A 13,333-nucleotide genomic window follows, 5' to 3' on the forward strand; every position below is an offset into this window, starting at 1 on the left:
CCATGGCCGGTCAGGTACAGGCCCTCCGGCGGCGCATCCGCACCGTCCGGTCGACCAAGAAGATCGCCAAGGCGCAGGAGCTGGTCGCCACCAGCCGGATCGCCAAGGCTCAGGAGCGGGTCGCCGCGTCCAAGCCGTACTCCGAGGCGATCACGCGGGTCCTCACGGCGCTGGCCTCCAACGCGTCGGTCGACAACCCGCTGCTGCTGCCGCGCGAGCGGGTGCGGCGCGCGGGTGTCCTGCTGATCACCAGCGACCGGGGCCTGGCCGGCGCCTACAACGCCAACGCGATCCGCACCGCCGAGCAGCTCATCTCCCGGCTGCGGGCGGACGGCAAGGACGTGGCGCTGTACATCGTCGGCCGCAAGGGTGTCGGGTACTACAAGTTCCGCAACCGGCCGATCGAGGCGAGCTGGACGGGCTTCTCCGAGCGGCCCTCCTTCGAGGACGCCCGGCTCATCGGTGAGTCCCTGCTGGAGGCCTTCGTCGCCGGCGCGGACGACACGGACGCGAACCACGGCCCGGACGGCATCCAGGGTGTGGACGAGCTACACATCGTCAGCACGCAGTTCAAGTCGCTCATGACCCAGTCCGCGGAGGCGCGCTTCCTAGCGCCGATGCAGGTCGAGGAGCGTGAGCGCGAGCCCGGGCTGCGTCCGGCGTACGAGTTCGAGCCCGAGGCCGAGGAGCTGCTGGACGCGCTGCTGCCGAAGTACCTCAACACGCGGATCTACGCGGCGTTGCTGGACTCGGCGGCGAGCGAGTCGGCGTCGCGGCGCCGGGCGATGAAGAGCGCGTCGGACAACGCCGACGACCTGCTCAAGCGGTACACGCGCGAGATGAACTCCGCGCGTCAGGCCGCGATCACCCAGGAAATCAGTGAAATCGTCGGCGGCGTCGAGGCGCTGTCCGCAGCGGGAAGTGATGTGTGATGACTGCTGTAGCTGAGCCCACCAAGACGGAGACCGGTGTCGGCCGCGTCGTCCGGGTCATCGGCCCGGTCGTCGACGCGGAGTTCCCTCGGGACGCGATGCCCGCGATCTTCAACGCGCTGCACGTCGACGTGACCCTCTCCGAGGGCACCAAGACGCTGACCCTGGAGATCGCCCAGCATCTCGGCGACAACATGGTCCGCGCCATCTCGATGCAGCCGACCGACGGCCTGGTCCGTGGCGCCGAGGTCCGTGACACCGGCGCGCCGATCTCGGTGCCCGTCGGCGACGTGACCAAGGGCCACGTGTTCAACGCCCTCGGCGAGGTGCTCAACGTGGACCCGGGCTCGATCCAGGTCACCGAGCGCTGGCCGATCCACCGCAAGCCCCCGGCGTTCGCGGACCTCGAGCCGAAGACCGAGATGCTGGAGACCGGCATCAAGGTGCTCGACCTGCTCGCGCCGTACGTGCGCGGTGGCAAGATCGGCCTGTTCGGCGGCGCGGGCGTGGGCAAGACGGTGCTCATCCAGGAGATGATCATCCGTGTCGCCCGGAACTTCGGTGGTACGTCGGTGTTCGCCGGCGTGGGTGAGCGCACCCGCGAGGGCAACGACCTCATCCTCGAGATGGACGAGGGTGGCGTGCTCGACAAGACCGCGCTGGTCTTCGGCCAGATGGACGAGCCGCCGGGCACCCGCCTGCGGGTCGCCCTGACCGCCCTGACCATGGCGGAGTACTTCCGGGACGTCCAGAACCAGGAGGTGCTGCTCTTCATCGACAACATCTTCCGGTTCACCCAGGCCGGCTCCGAGGTGTCCACCCTGCTCGGCCGCATGCCGTCCGCCGTGGGTTACCAGCCCACGCTGGCCGACGAGATGGGCGAGCTGCAGGAGCGGATCACGTCGGTCCGCGGCAAGGCGATCACCTCGCTGCAGGCGATCTACGTGCCCGCCGACGACTACACCGACCCGGCGCCGGCGACCACCTTCGCCCACCTGGACGCGACCACCAACCTCGAGCGGTCGATCTCCGACAAGGGCATCTACCCCGCCGTGGACCCGCTGGCCTCGAGCTCGCGGATCCTGGCGCCGGAGTTCGTCGGTGCCGAGCACTACGCGGTCGCCCGTGAGGTGCAGCGAATCCTGCAGAAGTACAAGGACCTGCAGGACATCATCGCCATCCTCGGCATGGACGAGCTCTCCGAGGAGGACAAGGTCACGGTGCAGCGGGCCCGCCGCATCGAGCGCTTCCTCTCGCAGAACACGTACGCCGCCGAGCAGTTCACCGGCGTTCCCGGCTCGACGGTCCCGCTGAAGGAGACCATCGAGGCGTTCAAGAAGATCAGCGAGGGCGAGTACGACTCGTTCCCCGAGCAGGCCTTCTTCATGTGCGGTGGCCTCGAGGACCTCGAGCGCAACGCGCACGAGCTCATGAAGGGCTGATCCTTCGCACCAAACGGAACACGGGGCCGCGCCGACTCAGGTCGGGGCGGCCCCATCCGTTTCCTGGCGCCCTTTATGTCCGTTTGTCTCCGCGGTGGTGCGGGCGTCCGGACGCGAAGGTTTCTTGTCTTGTTCGGATATCCTTTGGCGATGCCGGTGGCGCCGCCCTGCGATCATGGCTCCTCTGGTCGCGGACGAGAACCATCGACGACAGTTGGGGAACGAGTGGCGAAGAGCGAGAAACCCAAGCCCAAGCGGCGGTCGCCGCTGTGGGCGCGGCTGTGCGCGATCCTCGGATGCGTCCTCATGGTCCTCAGTGGCGGCGCGCTGATCACGAGTCAGGCGCTCGTCGCTCGCTACGCCGGCGCGGTGAAGACCGAGAACCTCTTCGAGCCGCCCGCGGAGGGCGAGAAGAAGGAGCCGGTCAGTGACATCAAGGGACCGGTCAACATCCTGCTCGTGGGCATCGACCCCCGCGACGAGAACAGCGCGCCGCTGTCCGACTCGATCATCGTCGTGCACATCCCCGAGGGGCTGAGGCAGGCGTACCTCTTCTCCATCCCCCGCGACCTGCGGGTGGAGATCCCGCCGTTCGCGAAGACCGGCTTCCAGGGCGCCAACGACAGAGTCAACGCCGCCATGTCGTACGGCAGCAGGCTCGGCAACGGCAAGTACGACGCGGCACAGGGCTTCGCCCTGCTCGCCAAGACGATCGCCAAGCTCACCGGCATCAAGAAGTTCGACGCCGGCGCCATCATCAACTTCAACGGCTTCAAGGAGATCGTCGACGCCATGGGCGGCGTCACCATGACGATCGACCAGAACGTGAAGTCGGAGCACCTGAAGCCGAACGGCAAGCCCCGGGACCGCCGTCCCGAGTGCGCCGACCACTCCTGCGAGCACCCGTACGTCGGGCCCCAGGCCGAGTACAAGAAGGGCACCTACCACCTCGAGGGATGGCAGGCGCTCGACTACGTACGCCAGCGCTACGGGCTGCCCCGCGTCGACTACGACCGGCAGCGGCACCAGCAGCAGTTCATCAAGGCCATGGCCGAGCAAGCGCTGAGCAAGGACGTGGTCACCAACCCGATCAAGCTCGACCAGGTGCTGCGGGCCGCGGGCGACGCGCTCGTCTTCGACGGCAACGGCCACACCGTGGTCGACTGGGGTCTGGCGCTGCGCAACCTGCGGTCCGACGACATGACCCTCGTCAAGCTCCCGGCCGGTGCCGCGAACGGTGGGGGGACGTACATCGGCGAGGCGCTGGAGCCCGCCGCGGACGACTTCTTCGCGTCGCTGCGCGACGGCACGGTGGCGTCGTTCCTCGTCGACAACCCGAGCTTCCTGCAGAAGCTCTGACCATTCCCGGAGAGTGGCGGTTGCCACCCGGGGCACCGGCGTGTCGTCCGGCCGTTTAGACTTCATTCCCAGAGGAATCGCAAGATCCCGCAGGCTTACAAGGAGACAGCGTGGCCAAGCAGCTGCACGTCCAGGTCGTCGCCGTCGAGGAGAAGGTCTGGTCCGGCGACGCCGAGATGGTCGTCGCGCGCACCACCGAGGGTGAGCTCGGCGTCCTGCCCGGCCATTCCCCGCTCCTCGGCCTGCTCAAGGAGCCGTCCCAGGTGCGCGTCAAGCTCGCCGGCGGTGAGCAGCTCACCTACGACGTCGCCGGTGGCTTCCTCTCCGTCGATGCGGACGGCGTGACGGTCCTCGCCGAGAGCGCGACCGCCGCCACTCCCGACGCGCACTGACGTCGCGCGATGCGGGTTCTGTTGATTGTCGGAATCTGCGTCGTCGCGCTGCTCGTCCTCCTCTCCGCCGTCTTCTTCCGCCGCCGCCTGCTCATCGCCGGCGGCGGCACCATTCGCGTCCAGGTCCGGGTCAACACGCTGGTGCCGGGCCGCGGCTGGTCGGCGGGAATCGGCCAGTTCGTCGGCGACGAGCTGCGCTTTCACCGGTTCTTCAGCTTCGCCGTCCGCCCCAAACGCGTCCTCGACCGCCGCGCCCTCGACGTGTGCCGCCGGCGGGTGCCGGAGGGCCCCGAGCGGCTGACCATGCCGAGCCACTGGGTCGTGCTGCTGTGCCGCCAGGCCGGCATCGACATCGAGATCGCCATGGCCGAGTCGACCGTCACCGGCTTCCTCTCCTGGCTCGAGGCGGGCCCGCCCGGCCAGCCGGGCAGCGTCGCCCCCCGCCCGGCGATCAGCCCCCGCCCCGCCGAGAACTGACCCGGCCGCCGAGCATTCGTCCCGCGCCGCGGCGGCCCGTTCCGCGGTTCCTGCTGCACGGCCTGCTCCGCGGTTCCTGCTATACCGGCCGCGCTCCGCAAGTCCGATGCAAGGCTTGGGAGCGACGAGGCGAGGGGGAGGACCTGGCGCGGTTGGGACGGGCCGAGAAGCGGCGAGGAAGGGCCGAGAAGCGCGTCGGGCCGAGAGGCGGCGTCGGGCTGATAAGCGGCGTCGGGCCCAGGAGCGGCGAGGGGCTGAGAAGGGGCGACGAGAGGCCGACAAGCGGCGGGCGTCCCGCGGTCGCCGAGTCGGGTGCGTCGGACGGCCGGGGACGGCACTGGCGCCGCCGGGAAGGCGGCGGCAGTGCCGTTGTGGGGCGCTTGCTCAGGAGGCGGTGCCGCCCGGGACCCATTTGACGTCGCCAGCCGTGCCGTTGGCCGCGCGGGCGAGGATGAACAGCAGGTCAGACAGCCGGTTCAGATACTTCGCGGGCAGCGGCCCGGTCCGCTCCGGGTCCGCCTCGACCAGCGTCCACGCCGCCCGCTCCGCGCGCCGGGCCACCGTCCGTGCCACGTGCAGCAGGGCCGCTCCGGGCGTGCCGCCGGGGAGTACGAAGGAGTCGAGTGCCGGAAGTTGTTCGTTGTACTCGTCGCACCAGCCCTCGAGGCGGGTCACGTACGTCTCCTTGACGCGCAGCGGCGGGTACGGCGGGTCGTCGCTCAGCGGGTTGCACAGGTCGGCACCCACGTCGAAGAGGTCGTTCTGCACCGCGGTCAGCACACTGCGGATGTCCGGCGCCAGTGCACCGAGGGCGAGCGCCACGCCGAGGGCGGCGTTGCACTCGTCGACGTCGGCGTACGCGGCGATCCGGGGGTCGGTCTTCGGGGCTACCTCGTTGTTGCCGAGGCGGGTCGATCCGGCGTCGCCGGTGCGGGTGTAAATGCGGGTGAGATGCACGGCCATGGCCCCCACCCTACGGAGGTGGACGGGGCTCGCCCCATACGATGGCCCGCGTGGATGTCATCAGAGTCAAGGGCGGCGCGCGTCTCTCCGGCGATGTCACGGTGGTGGGCGCCAAGAACTCCGCTCTCAAGCTGATGGCGGTCGCGCTGCTCGCCGAGGGGCGCACTGTCGTGGCGAACGTCCCCCGGATCACCGATGTCGCGATCATGGGCGAGGTGCTGCGCAGGCTCGGCTGCAGCGTGTCGTTCGACGCGGGTGAGGCGCTCATCGACGTGCCCGCCGAGCCCGGCAGCGAGGCGGATTACGACCTGGTCCGGCGCCTGCGGGCGTCGATCTGCGTGCTCGGGCCCCTGCTGGCCCGCCGCGGGTACGTGCGGGTGGCGCTGCCCGGCGGCGACATGATCGGTTCGCGGGGCCTCGACATGCACGTCACCGGCCTGGCGCGGCTGGGCGCGCAGATCTCCGGCGAGCACGGCTTCGTCATCGCCTCGGCGCCGACCGGGCTCCGAGGCGCGAAGATCTGGCTCGACTTCCCGAGCGTCGGCGCCACCGAGAACATCCTGATGGCCGCGGTGTTGGCCAAGGGCGTCACCGAGATCGACAACGCGGCCCGGGAGCCGGAAATCGTCGACATTTGCCAGATGCTCACCACGATGGGCGCGCGCATCGAGGGTGCGGGCACATCGACGCTGACGATCGAGGGCGTGGACTCGCTCGAGCCGATCCGGCACGCCACCGTCGGCGACCGGATCGTCGGCGGCACCTGGGCGTTCGCGACCGCCATGACCCGCGGCGACGTGACCGTCCACGGCGTACGCCCGGAGTATCTGGAGATCGCCCTCGACAAGCTGGTCTCGGCGGGCGCGGTGGTGGAGCCGGGCGACAACCTCTTCCGCGTACGGATGGACGACCGTCCGAAGGCCGTCGACATCGTGACCCTGCCGTATCCGGGTTTCGCCACCGACCTGCTGCCGATGGCGCTCGGCCTGGCCGCGGTGAGCTCCGGTTCGTCGCTGATCACCGAGAACATCTTCGACGGCCGGTTCATGTTCGTGAACGAGATGGTGCGGCTGGGTGCGGACATCCGTACCGATGGCCACCATGCCGTGACCAACGGCCGTGAGCGACTCTCCGGCGCCCCGGTGCGGGCGACCGACATCCGGGCCGGCGCCGGCCTGGTGATCGCGGGGCTGTGCGCCGACGGAGTGACCGAGGTCGGTGAGGTGCACCACATCGACCGGGGTTACCCCGACTTCGTCGCGGACCTGGCGAACCTCGGCGTCGAGGTGGAGCGCGCCGTGGTCACCGAGCCGACGTTCGATTTCTAGAGCTCAGAGCGCGGAAGATCCTGGAGCTCAGAGCGCGGAAGATCCTGGAGCTCAGAGCGCGGGAGAGCCGCCGACCAGGCGTCGGGCCTCCTCGACCGCCTCGGGAAAGACGAGCACCACCAGGCGCCCGTCCGGCCGGGTCGCCGAGGTCGAGCGAATGCCCGCCGCCCGCAGCAGCGCACGGATCTCCTCGGCGATGACCGGGTCGCGGGTGGCCGCGGCCGGGCAGAGCAGTCCGTAGTCCTCCCCGTGGTCGAAGATAGTGAGGCCGTCGTAGAGGTCCCGCAGCGGATCCTCGCCGGCCCGGGTCCATTGCAGGCCCATCCGCCAGAAGATCGCACCGAGGAAACCGACGAGGGCGACGGCGATGAAAGGCCCGAGGAGGTACCAGCCGTCGCTTGGTGGCATGAGCACAAGTCTGGCAAAGGAGGGGCCGCTTTTCCGGGGATTTGCCCCGATAGAGAGCCCTGAGCCTGCGTTCAGCGTTCCGGTTAGTCTGGGGGCACGCTCGACGACGAGTGAGACACACAGAAGGAGAGGCACACATGGCGGGTCGGCTCGCGGTCATCGGCTCCGGTCTGATGGGTTCCGGTATCGCCCAGGTGGCGGCGCAGGCGGGATGGCAGGTCACCATGCGCGACCTGGACGAGTCCTCGCTCCAGCGCGGCGTCTCGGCGATCAGGGACTCGCTCGGGCGCTTCGCCGCCAAGGGCAAGATCACGCAGGAGGACGCCGACGCCACCGTCGCCCGGATCACCACCACGACCGAGCTGGAGGCGGCCGCCGACGCCGACGTCGTGGTCGAGGCGATCTTCGAGCGGATCGAGGTCAAGCACGAGGTCTTCCGGGCCCTCGACAAGATCTGCAAGCCGGGCGTCGTGCTCGGCACCAACACCTCCGCCATCCCGATCACCCAGATCGCCGCGGTGACCGAGCGGCCGGAGGCCGTCGTCGGCATCCACTTCTTCTCGCCGGTGCCGATGATGAAGCTGGTCGAGCTCGTCCGCGGCTACCAGACCTCGGACGAGACCCTGGCCGCGGCCCGCAACTTCGCCGAGGAGGTCGGCAAGACCTGCGTCGAGGTGAAGCGCGACGTGGCGGGCTTCGTCTCCAACCGGCTCTTCTCCGCGCTGCTGGTCGAGGCGATCAAGCTGGTCGAGTCGGGCGTGGTCTCCGCCGCGGACCTGGACACGGTGATGAAGCTGGGCTTCGGTCACACCATGGGCCCGCTGGCCACCCTCGACATGACCGGCCTCGACGTGATGCTCAACGCCGCCGGCAACATCTACCGCGACACCGCGGACGAGAAGTTCTTCCCGCCGGAACTGCTTCAGCGCATGGTCACCGCGGGCGACCTCGGCCGCAAGACCGGCCGGGGCTTCTACACGTACGAAGCTCAGAAGTAGAGGATCTAGCCGTCGCGCTTGGTGGTCCATCGGAACGTGGTCAGACACAGGACGAGGGCCACCAGGCACCACGCTCCCAGCACGAGTGCCACCGTCGGCAGGTTGTAGGAGCCGCCGGGCTCCTGCGTGCCGAAGGACGCGGGCAGGAAGACCGAGCGCAGGCCCTGGCACATCCACTTGAGCGGGAACACCGACGCCACGTTCTGCATCCAGGCGGGCAGGTCGGTGAAGACGAAGAACACGCCCGAGGTGAACTGCAGGATCAGTGCGACCGGGGTGACCACCGCCGGGGCGCTGCGGCCGGTCCGGGCCAGCGAGGAGAAGGCGATCCCGCAGAGTGTGCAAGCGGTGATGCCGAGTACGCAGACCCAGAGGAACGTCAGCCACTTTCCGGCGGTGTTCGGCAGCTCCACTCCGAAGAAGAGGGTCGCCACGATCAGCAGGATGATCGTTTCCAGCACCGCGATGAAGCCGACCATCAGTACCTTGCCGGCGAAGTAGACCCATCGCGGCATCGGCGTGCCGAGCAGGCGCTTGAGCACCCCGCGGTCGCGTTCCATCGGAATCTGGATGGCCAGCGCCTGGAAGCCGGCGGTCATCAGACCGGTGGCGATCATGCCGGTCACGAAGTACTGGGTGAGGTTGACCCCGTCACCGATGTCGGCCTTGAAGATCGAACCGAAGACAATGATCATGATCACCGGAAACGCGAGCGTGAACACCACCTGCTCGCGGCTGCGCAGGAACTGCCGAATCTCCAGCATCCCCTGGTGAAGACCCAGTCTCATGCCGCTCCGATCATGTCCAGGTAGATGTCCTCCAGCGTCGGCCGGGTCACCGTCAGGCCCGGTACCTCGCCACCGAACCGCCCGGCCAGGTCGTTGACCAGGGCCGTCGGCGTCTCGCTCCGGGCGCGTTCCCAGTCCCCTCCGGGAGTACGCCAGGAGACGGTCGCCAACGCCGCGTCCCGGTTCCCGAGGCGCTGTGGGGTGTCCACAGCGACCAGGCGGCCCCCGGCGATGACGGCGACCCGGTCGGCGAGCGCCTCCGCCTCCTCCAGGTAGTGCGTGGTGAGCAGGATGGTCGTCCCGGTCGCGGCGAGATCGCGGATCAGGCTCCAGAACTCGCGCCGGGCCTCCGGGTCGAAGCCGGTGGTCGGCTCGTCGAGGAAGAGCAGCTCCGGGCGGCCGATGATGCCGAGCGCCACGTCCAGGCGGCGTTTCTGACCGCCGGAGAGGGTGTGGGTGCGGGCGCGAGTCTTGTCGGTGAGGCCCACCCGCGCGATGACCTCGGCCGGATCGTCCGGCTCCGGATAGAAGCGGGCGAAGTGCGAGACCACCTCGCCGACGGTCAGTTCGTCGAACTCGCCGGTGCCCTGCAACACGATGCCGACCCGGGTGCGCCACCGGCGCTTCGCCTCGGTGTCGGCGCCCGGATCGATGTCGAGGACGCGGACCTCGCCGCTGTCCCGCTGCCGGTAGCCTTCGAGGATCTCGACCGTCGTGGTCTTCCCGGCGCCGTTGGGGCCGAGCAGCGCGAAGATCTCGCCGCGCGCCACCGTGAGGTCGAGGCCGTCGACGGCGGGCTTGTCTCCATAGACCTTGCGCAGTGCCCGTACCTCGATCGCGGCGTCCCTCATGGAGGGAAAGGTAACCTAGCGCGTCGACGCGAAGGTCACCGACAGCAGAGTCGCCGCGATCATGCCGCCGAGCAGGGTCAACCCGATACCGCCGATGTCGAGCCGCGCGTGCAGCCGCCGGTGCGCGACGAGCGCGCCGACCGGCACCCCGGCCGACGGCGCCACCAGGAAGGCGAGCCAGCCGAGGCCCCGGATGACCGTCGCGCCCGGCAGGCCGGTGCTCCCGACCGTCACCAGCCCGGCCGCCACCAGCCCGGTCAGGGCCGCGACCAGCGCGCCGACCAGCGGCAGCAGTGGCAGCGCCCAGCGGGGCAGAGGGCGGCGCTCGGCCGGGCGTACGGTCACATCGATGCGCTCCGCGGCCCGTGCCAGCAGGGTCCGGGCCGACTGACGCGGCGCCGGTGCCAGCGCCGTCGAGCCGGGGGAGCGCTCCAGCGCCACCCGGGGCAGGGCCTCGACCGCGGCCGGCTCGGGCACTTCGCCCAGCGCCCGGACCCGCATTCCCGGCGCCCGGCGAAGTTGATCCCAGAGCCGGACGGCCTCCCGGTCCACGTCGAGCACCTGGGCGGCCGCCGCGCCCGCCCAGCGGTCGGCCGCGGCCGCGTCACCCTCGGCCCGGGCCAGCTCGCCGGCGGCCTGGGCGGCGCTCGTCTGGTACGCCTGCTCGGCGCTCTCCAGCTCCGTGTCCCGCCGCCGGGCGACGTCGGCGAGCGCGGTCATCATCAACTGGTAGTCGCGGTCACGTGTGGTCACTGTTCACCTCGTACGGGATGATCACTTCCGGATGGCGGTGCACCGACCGGTCGAAGAACAGCGCCCGGCGCCTGCGCGGATACCACAGAGGACCGCCGGGCTGCGGCGAGAGCGGGCTGAGCTCGGCGCCCTGCACGTCGAGGGCCACCCAGGCGCCGATCGTGTCCAGCCGGGCGCCGATGCCGCCGAGGTCGTCGCGCAGCCGGGCCACCGAGCGCCACCAGCCGAGCACGTGCAGCCGCTGCTCGGGGCCCTCGGCGAGCAGGGCACGCAGCCGCTCGCGGTACGCCGGCCCGGCCGCGTCGCACGCGTACCCGACCACGTAGTGCGGAATGCCGTCCGGCGCGAGCCCGGCGAACAGGTCGTCGAGGTCGCCGAGCCCGTACCAGTCCGCCTGGGGCAGCTCGGCGACGAGCCGGGCGGCGGGTCGCTCGGCGCTCGCGTCGAGGCAGACGATGCTGAACCGGGCGGGGCCCTGGGCGGCCAGCGACAGGGCGGCGGCCGCGAGCACGTCGCAGGCCTCGTCGGTGCGGGTGCCGAGGACCGCCAGGTTGCGCCCGGGCATCCGGCCCAGCCGCAGCCGTGCCGGGCGGGCGGCGACGTCGATGCGCTCGCCGAGCACCGCGCCGGGCGACGAGCCGACGTCCGCACTGCTGTCCGGCACCCGTCCGGCCGGCCGGTAGGCGTCCGGCAACCGCGGCACGGCGTCGCCGTCGAAGAGCCGCGGCGGCACGCACGTCACCGGCCGTTCCTGCCAGAGCTTGCGCTGCAAAGCCCGCCAGACCGAACGGTCGCTGGCGTCGGGCAGGCGCACGACCTGGTTGGCCCCGGCGACCCCGGAGTCGGCGTTGACGACCGCATGGAAGCGGGGGATGACGGCGGCGGCCAGGTTGGCGTCGGCCAGGATGCGGCGCGCCTTGGGCAGGGCGATCCGCAGCGTGAACTGTCCGACGAGGCCGGAGCGGCCCCAGAGCGCCTCGATGCCGGACACGTCCTGGCTGGCGAGCACCAGGTGGATGCCTTGGGAGCGGCCGCGCCGGGCGAGGTCCTCCAGCAGCGTGACGGCCTCCTCGGCGAGCGCGTCACGGCCGGCGAGCAGCACCTGGAACTCGTCGATCACCGCGACGATCCGGGGCCAGTGGCCGCCCGGATCCTCGGCGCGCAGCTCGGCGAGCTTCGTGGCCTCGTACCGTTTGGCGGCCTGGGCCCGTACGCGCAGTTCCTCGCCGAGGTGGCGCAGCATCGCGAGGCCGAACTCGCGGTCGCCGTTGACGTTGATGCCGGCCAGCCGCACCTGCGGCAGCCAGCTCGGGTCGCGCGGCCCGGGCGTGAACCGGGCGAAGGACACGCCCTCCTTGAAGTCCAGCAGATAGAGGGCGAGCTCGCCGGGGTCGTACCGGGCCGCGAGCGAGCCGATCCACGCGTAGATCAGGTTCGTCTTGCCCGATCCGGACGGCCCGCCGATCAGCGCATGCGGCGGATCGTCGCCCAGCGGCACGCAGACCAACGAGCCGTCGGTGCTGTCGCCGATCGGGGCGGTCAGGCCGTGCGCGGAGGACTCGGTCCAGATCTTCTCGGGCGTGAGGTCCGTGAAGCGCGCGGGCGGTGGTCCCTCGCGCAGCCGTTCCGCGGTGGTCCGGCAGAAGGCCGCGATCCGCTCCGCCGGGGGCGGCGCGTCGAGACGGACCGTCAGGCCGCCGGTGGTGTCGCAGGCCGCCGTCTCGCCGCGCACCGCGACGCGCTCCACCGTGGGATGCTGCGCGAGCTCCAGACCCCGGACCACGAGATGTACGCCGCAAGCCACGCCGGTGCGCACCACCCGGTCGAGCTGGGCCCGCTGGGCGTCGGTGAGGTCGCCGGTGCGGGCGGGGTCGAACAGCAGCACCACCACCCGCCACGGCTCGGGGCGGGACCCGGTGCCCGTGAGGTCGGCCAGGGAGGCGTGTTCGCCGGCCAGCACGCTCTCGTTGACCCGGCAGATGTGCTCGACCAGGTCGTCGAGGGTCGCGCCCAGCCCGCCGGGGCTGACGAATGACAGCAGGCCGGCGTTGCCCAGGGGGGCGAAGGCGGCCAGCGTCCCGCCGAGCTGCTCGGGGTCGTACACGCTGAGCCGCACGTCGCCGGGACGGGTGGTGCCGAGCGCGCGCAGCAGCAGCCCGGAGATGACGCCGTCGACGGCCGTCTGGTCGCCGAGGACGTTGAGGTGCGCGTGGTCGAGGAAGGGCACCAGGGCGGGCAGCTTGGTCCGTTCCTCGCCCGTCTCGTAGGCGACCGTCCCGATCCGCAGCAGCCCGGGCCGGCCCACCCGGTCGGGCTCGGTCGGCGTCCAGTAGCGCCACGAGGTCCCGGCCGCGCCGGAGGCGGTGAGCGCCGCCAGCGACTCGACGTTGCGGGTGAGGGCGGCGGCCTCGGCCTGGGTGCGGCGCAGGATGTCCTGACGCGCGGTGTCGCGGGCCTCGGCGAGCTGGGCGAGGCAGGTCGCGTACGCATCCCGGATCAGCTTCTTCCGGCGCTGGGCCTCGCTGCGCGCCGACTCGGCGGCGGCCAGCACCGCCCGGGCGGTACCGCGCGCCTCGGCCAGCTCTTGCCGGACGACGGCGACCAGCGCGTTGCGGTGGCTACCCACTCAACCCCCCGGAATC

General features: G+C 70.9%; 13 protein-coding genes. 7 read left to right on the top strand and 6 right to left on the bottom strand.

Features of this window, described 5'->3' with window-relative positions:
• Positions 1-2: 2 nt before the first annotated feature.
• The 5 genes from EDD30_RS25940 to EDD30_RS25960 all read left to right on the top strand — a co-directional run bounded on the left by EDD30_RS25940 (position 3) and on the right by EDD30_RS25960 (position 4,602).
• A complete protein-coding gene (locus tag EDD30_RS25940) occupies positions 3-932 on the top strand; it encodes a F0F1 ATP synthase subunit gamma (RefSeq protein ID WP_071803835.1) in 930 nt (309 codons plus the stop codon).
• Positions 932-2,374, top strand: coding sequence for a F0F1 ATP synthase subunit beta (gene atpD, locus EDD30_RS25945; RefSeq protein ID WP_071803834.1), 1,443 nt, complete (start codon positions 932-934; stop codon positions 2,372-2,374). Before EDD30_RS25940 ends, atpD begins: the two co-directional genes overlap by 1 nt.
• Positions 2,375-2,599: 225 nt before the next feature.
• Complete coding sequence (locus EDD30_RS25950; RefSeq protein WP_071803833.1) at positions 2,600-3,733, top strand: LCP family protein; 1,134 nt, start codon at positions 2,600-2,602, stop codon at positions 3,731-3,733.
• A gap of 110 nt (positions 3,734-3,843) precedes the next feature.
• Entirely contained in the window at positions 3,844-4,125 is a 282-nt protein-coding gene (locus tag EDD30_RS25955) for a F0F1 ATP synthase subunit epsilon (protein ID WP_071803832.1), read from the top strand.
• A gap of 9 nt (positions 4,126-4,134) precedes the next feature.
• Positions 4,135-4,602 carry a DUF2550 domain-containing protein gene (locus EDD30_RS25960; RefSeq protein WP_123678514.1) on the top strand — a complete coding sequence of 156 codons (468 nt, stop codon included), beginning with the start codon at positions 4,135-4,137 and terminating at the stop codon, positions 4,600-4,602.
• A gap of 384 nt (positions 4,603-4,986) precedes the next feature.
• Here the strand turns inward: EDD30_RS25960 and EDD30_RS25965 are convergent, their stop codons facing one another.
• The gene (locus tag EDD30_RS25965; RefSeq protein WP_071808012.1) at positions 4,987-5,565 is read right to left on the bottom strand and encodes a cob(I)yrinic acid a,c-diamide adenosyltransferase; all 579 of its coding nucleotides are present in this window, start codon (positions 5,563-5,565) and stop codon (positions 4,987-4,989) included.
• A 41-nt stretch (positions 5,566-5,606) separates the two neighbouring features.
• Between EDD30_RS25965 and murA the strand changes: the two genes are divergently transcribed.
• The gene (gene murA, locus EDD30_RS25970) at positions 5,607-6,893 is read left to right on the top strand and encodes a UDP-N-acetylglucosamine 1-carboxyvinyltransferase (protein WP_071808011.1); all 1,287 of its coding nucleotides are present in this window, start codon (positions 5,607-5,609) and stop codon (positions 6,891-6,893) included.
• 51 nt (positions 6,894-6,944) lie between these two features.
• On the opposite strand, the gene EDD30_RS25975 is transcribed toward murA, so the two are convergent.
• Positions 6,945-7,301: a hypothetical protein gene (locus EDD30_RS25975; protein WP_071808013.1), complete on the bottom strand. Its 357-nt coding sequence runs from the start codon at positions 7,299-7,301 to the stop codon at positions 6,945-6,947.
• 137 nt (positions 7,302-7,438) lie between these two features.
• Here EDD30_RS25975 and EDD30_RS25980 point away from each other — a divergent pair, with 137 nt between their 5' ends.
• Entirely contained in the window at positions 7,439-8,299 is an 861-nt protein-coding gene (locus EDD30_RS25980; RefSeq protein WP_071808010.1) for a 3-hydroxyacyl-CoA dehydrogenase family protein, read from the top strand.
• A 5-nt stretch (positions 8,300-8,304) separates the two neighbouring features.
• On the opposite strand, the gene EDD30_RS25985 is transcribed toward EDD30_RS25980, so the two are convergent.
• Genes EDD30_RS25985 through EDD30_RS26000 form a run of 4 tightly spaced genes read right to left on the bottom strand, consistent with a single transcriptional unit; the run spans position 8,305 to position 13,317 of the window.
• A complete protein-coding gene (locus EDD30_RS25985) occupies positions 8,305-9,087 on the bottom strand; it encodes an ABC transporter permease (protein ID WP_071808009.1) in 783 nt (260 codons plus the stop codon).
• Positions 9,084-9,938 carry an ABC transporter ATP-binding protein gene (locus tag EDD30_RS25990; protein WP_071808008.1) on the bottom strand — a complete coding sequence of 285 codons (855 nt, stop codon included), beginning with the start codon at positions 9,936-9,938 and terminating at the stop codon, positions 9,084-9,086. Before EDD30_RS25990 ends, EDD30_RS25985 begins: the two co-directional genes overlap by 4 nt.
• 15 nt (positions 9,939-9,953) lie before the next feature.
• Positions 9,954-10,691, bottom strand: coding sequence for a hypothetical protein (locus tag EDD30_RS25995; RefSeq protein ID WP_071808007.1), 738 nt, complete (start codon positions 10,689-10,691; stop codon positions 9,954-9,956).
• Positions 10,678-13,317, bottom strand: coding sequence for an FtsK/SpoIIIE domain-containing protein (locus EDD30_RS26000; RefSeq protein WP_123678515.1), 2,640 nt, complete (start codon positions 13,315-13,317; stop codon positions 10,678-10,680). Before EDD30_RS26000 ends, EDD30_RS25995 begins: the two co-directional genes overlap by 14 nt.
• Positions 13,318-13,333 lie beyond the last annotated feature (16 nt).

Origin of the sequence: Couchioplanes caeruleus (assembly GCF_003751945.1) — a bacterium.
Lineage (GTDB): Bacteria > Actinomycetota > Actinomycetes > Mycobacteriales > Micromonosporaceae > Actinoplanes > Actinoplanes caeruleus.

Excerpts from the sequence above, each read along its gene's own strand:
- EDD30_RS25980 (WP_071808010.1), top strand. The coding sequence starts at position 7,439 with ATGGCGGGTCGGCTCGCGGTCATCGGCTCCGGTCTGATGGGTTCCGGT.
- EDD30_RS25965 (WP_071808012.1), bottom strand. The coding sequence starts at position 5,565 with ATGGCCGTGCATCTCACCCGCATTTACACCCGCACCGGCGACGCCGGA.
- EDD30_RS25940 (WP_071803835.1), top strand. The coding sequence starts at position 3 with ATGGCCGGTCAGGTACAGGCCCTCCGGCGGCGCATCCGCACCGTCCGG.
- EDD30_RS25975 (WP_071808013.1), bottom strand. The coding sequence starts at position 7,301 with ATGCCACCAAGCGACGGCTGGTACCTCCTCGGGCCTTTCATCGCCGTC.
- EDD30_RS25990 (WP_071808008.1), bottom strand. The coding sequence starts at position 9,938 with ATGAGGGACGCCGCGATCGAGGTACGGGCACTGCGCAAGGTCTATGGA.
- EDD30_RS25960 (WP_123678514.1), top strand. The coding sequence starts at position 4,135 with ATGCGGGTTCTGTTGATTGTCGGAATCTGCGTCGTCGCGCTGCTCGTC.
- EDD30_RS25985 (WP_071808009.1), bottom strand. The coding sequence starts at position 9,087 with ATGAGACTGGGTCTTCACCAGGGGATGCTGGAGATTCGGCAGTTCCTG.
- murA (WP_071808011.1), top strand. The coding sequence starts at position 5,607 with ATGGCCCGCGTGGATGTCATCAGAGTCAAGGGCGGCGCGCGTCTCTCC.
- atpD (WP_071803834.1), top strand. The coding sequence starts at position 932 with ATGACTGCTGTAGCTGAGCCCACCAAGACGGAGACCGGTGTCGGCCGC.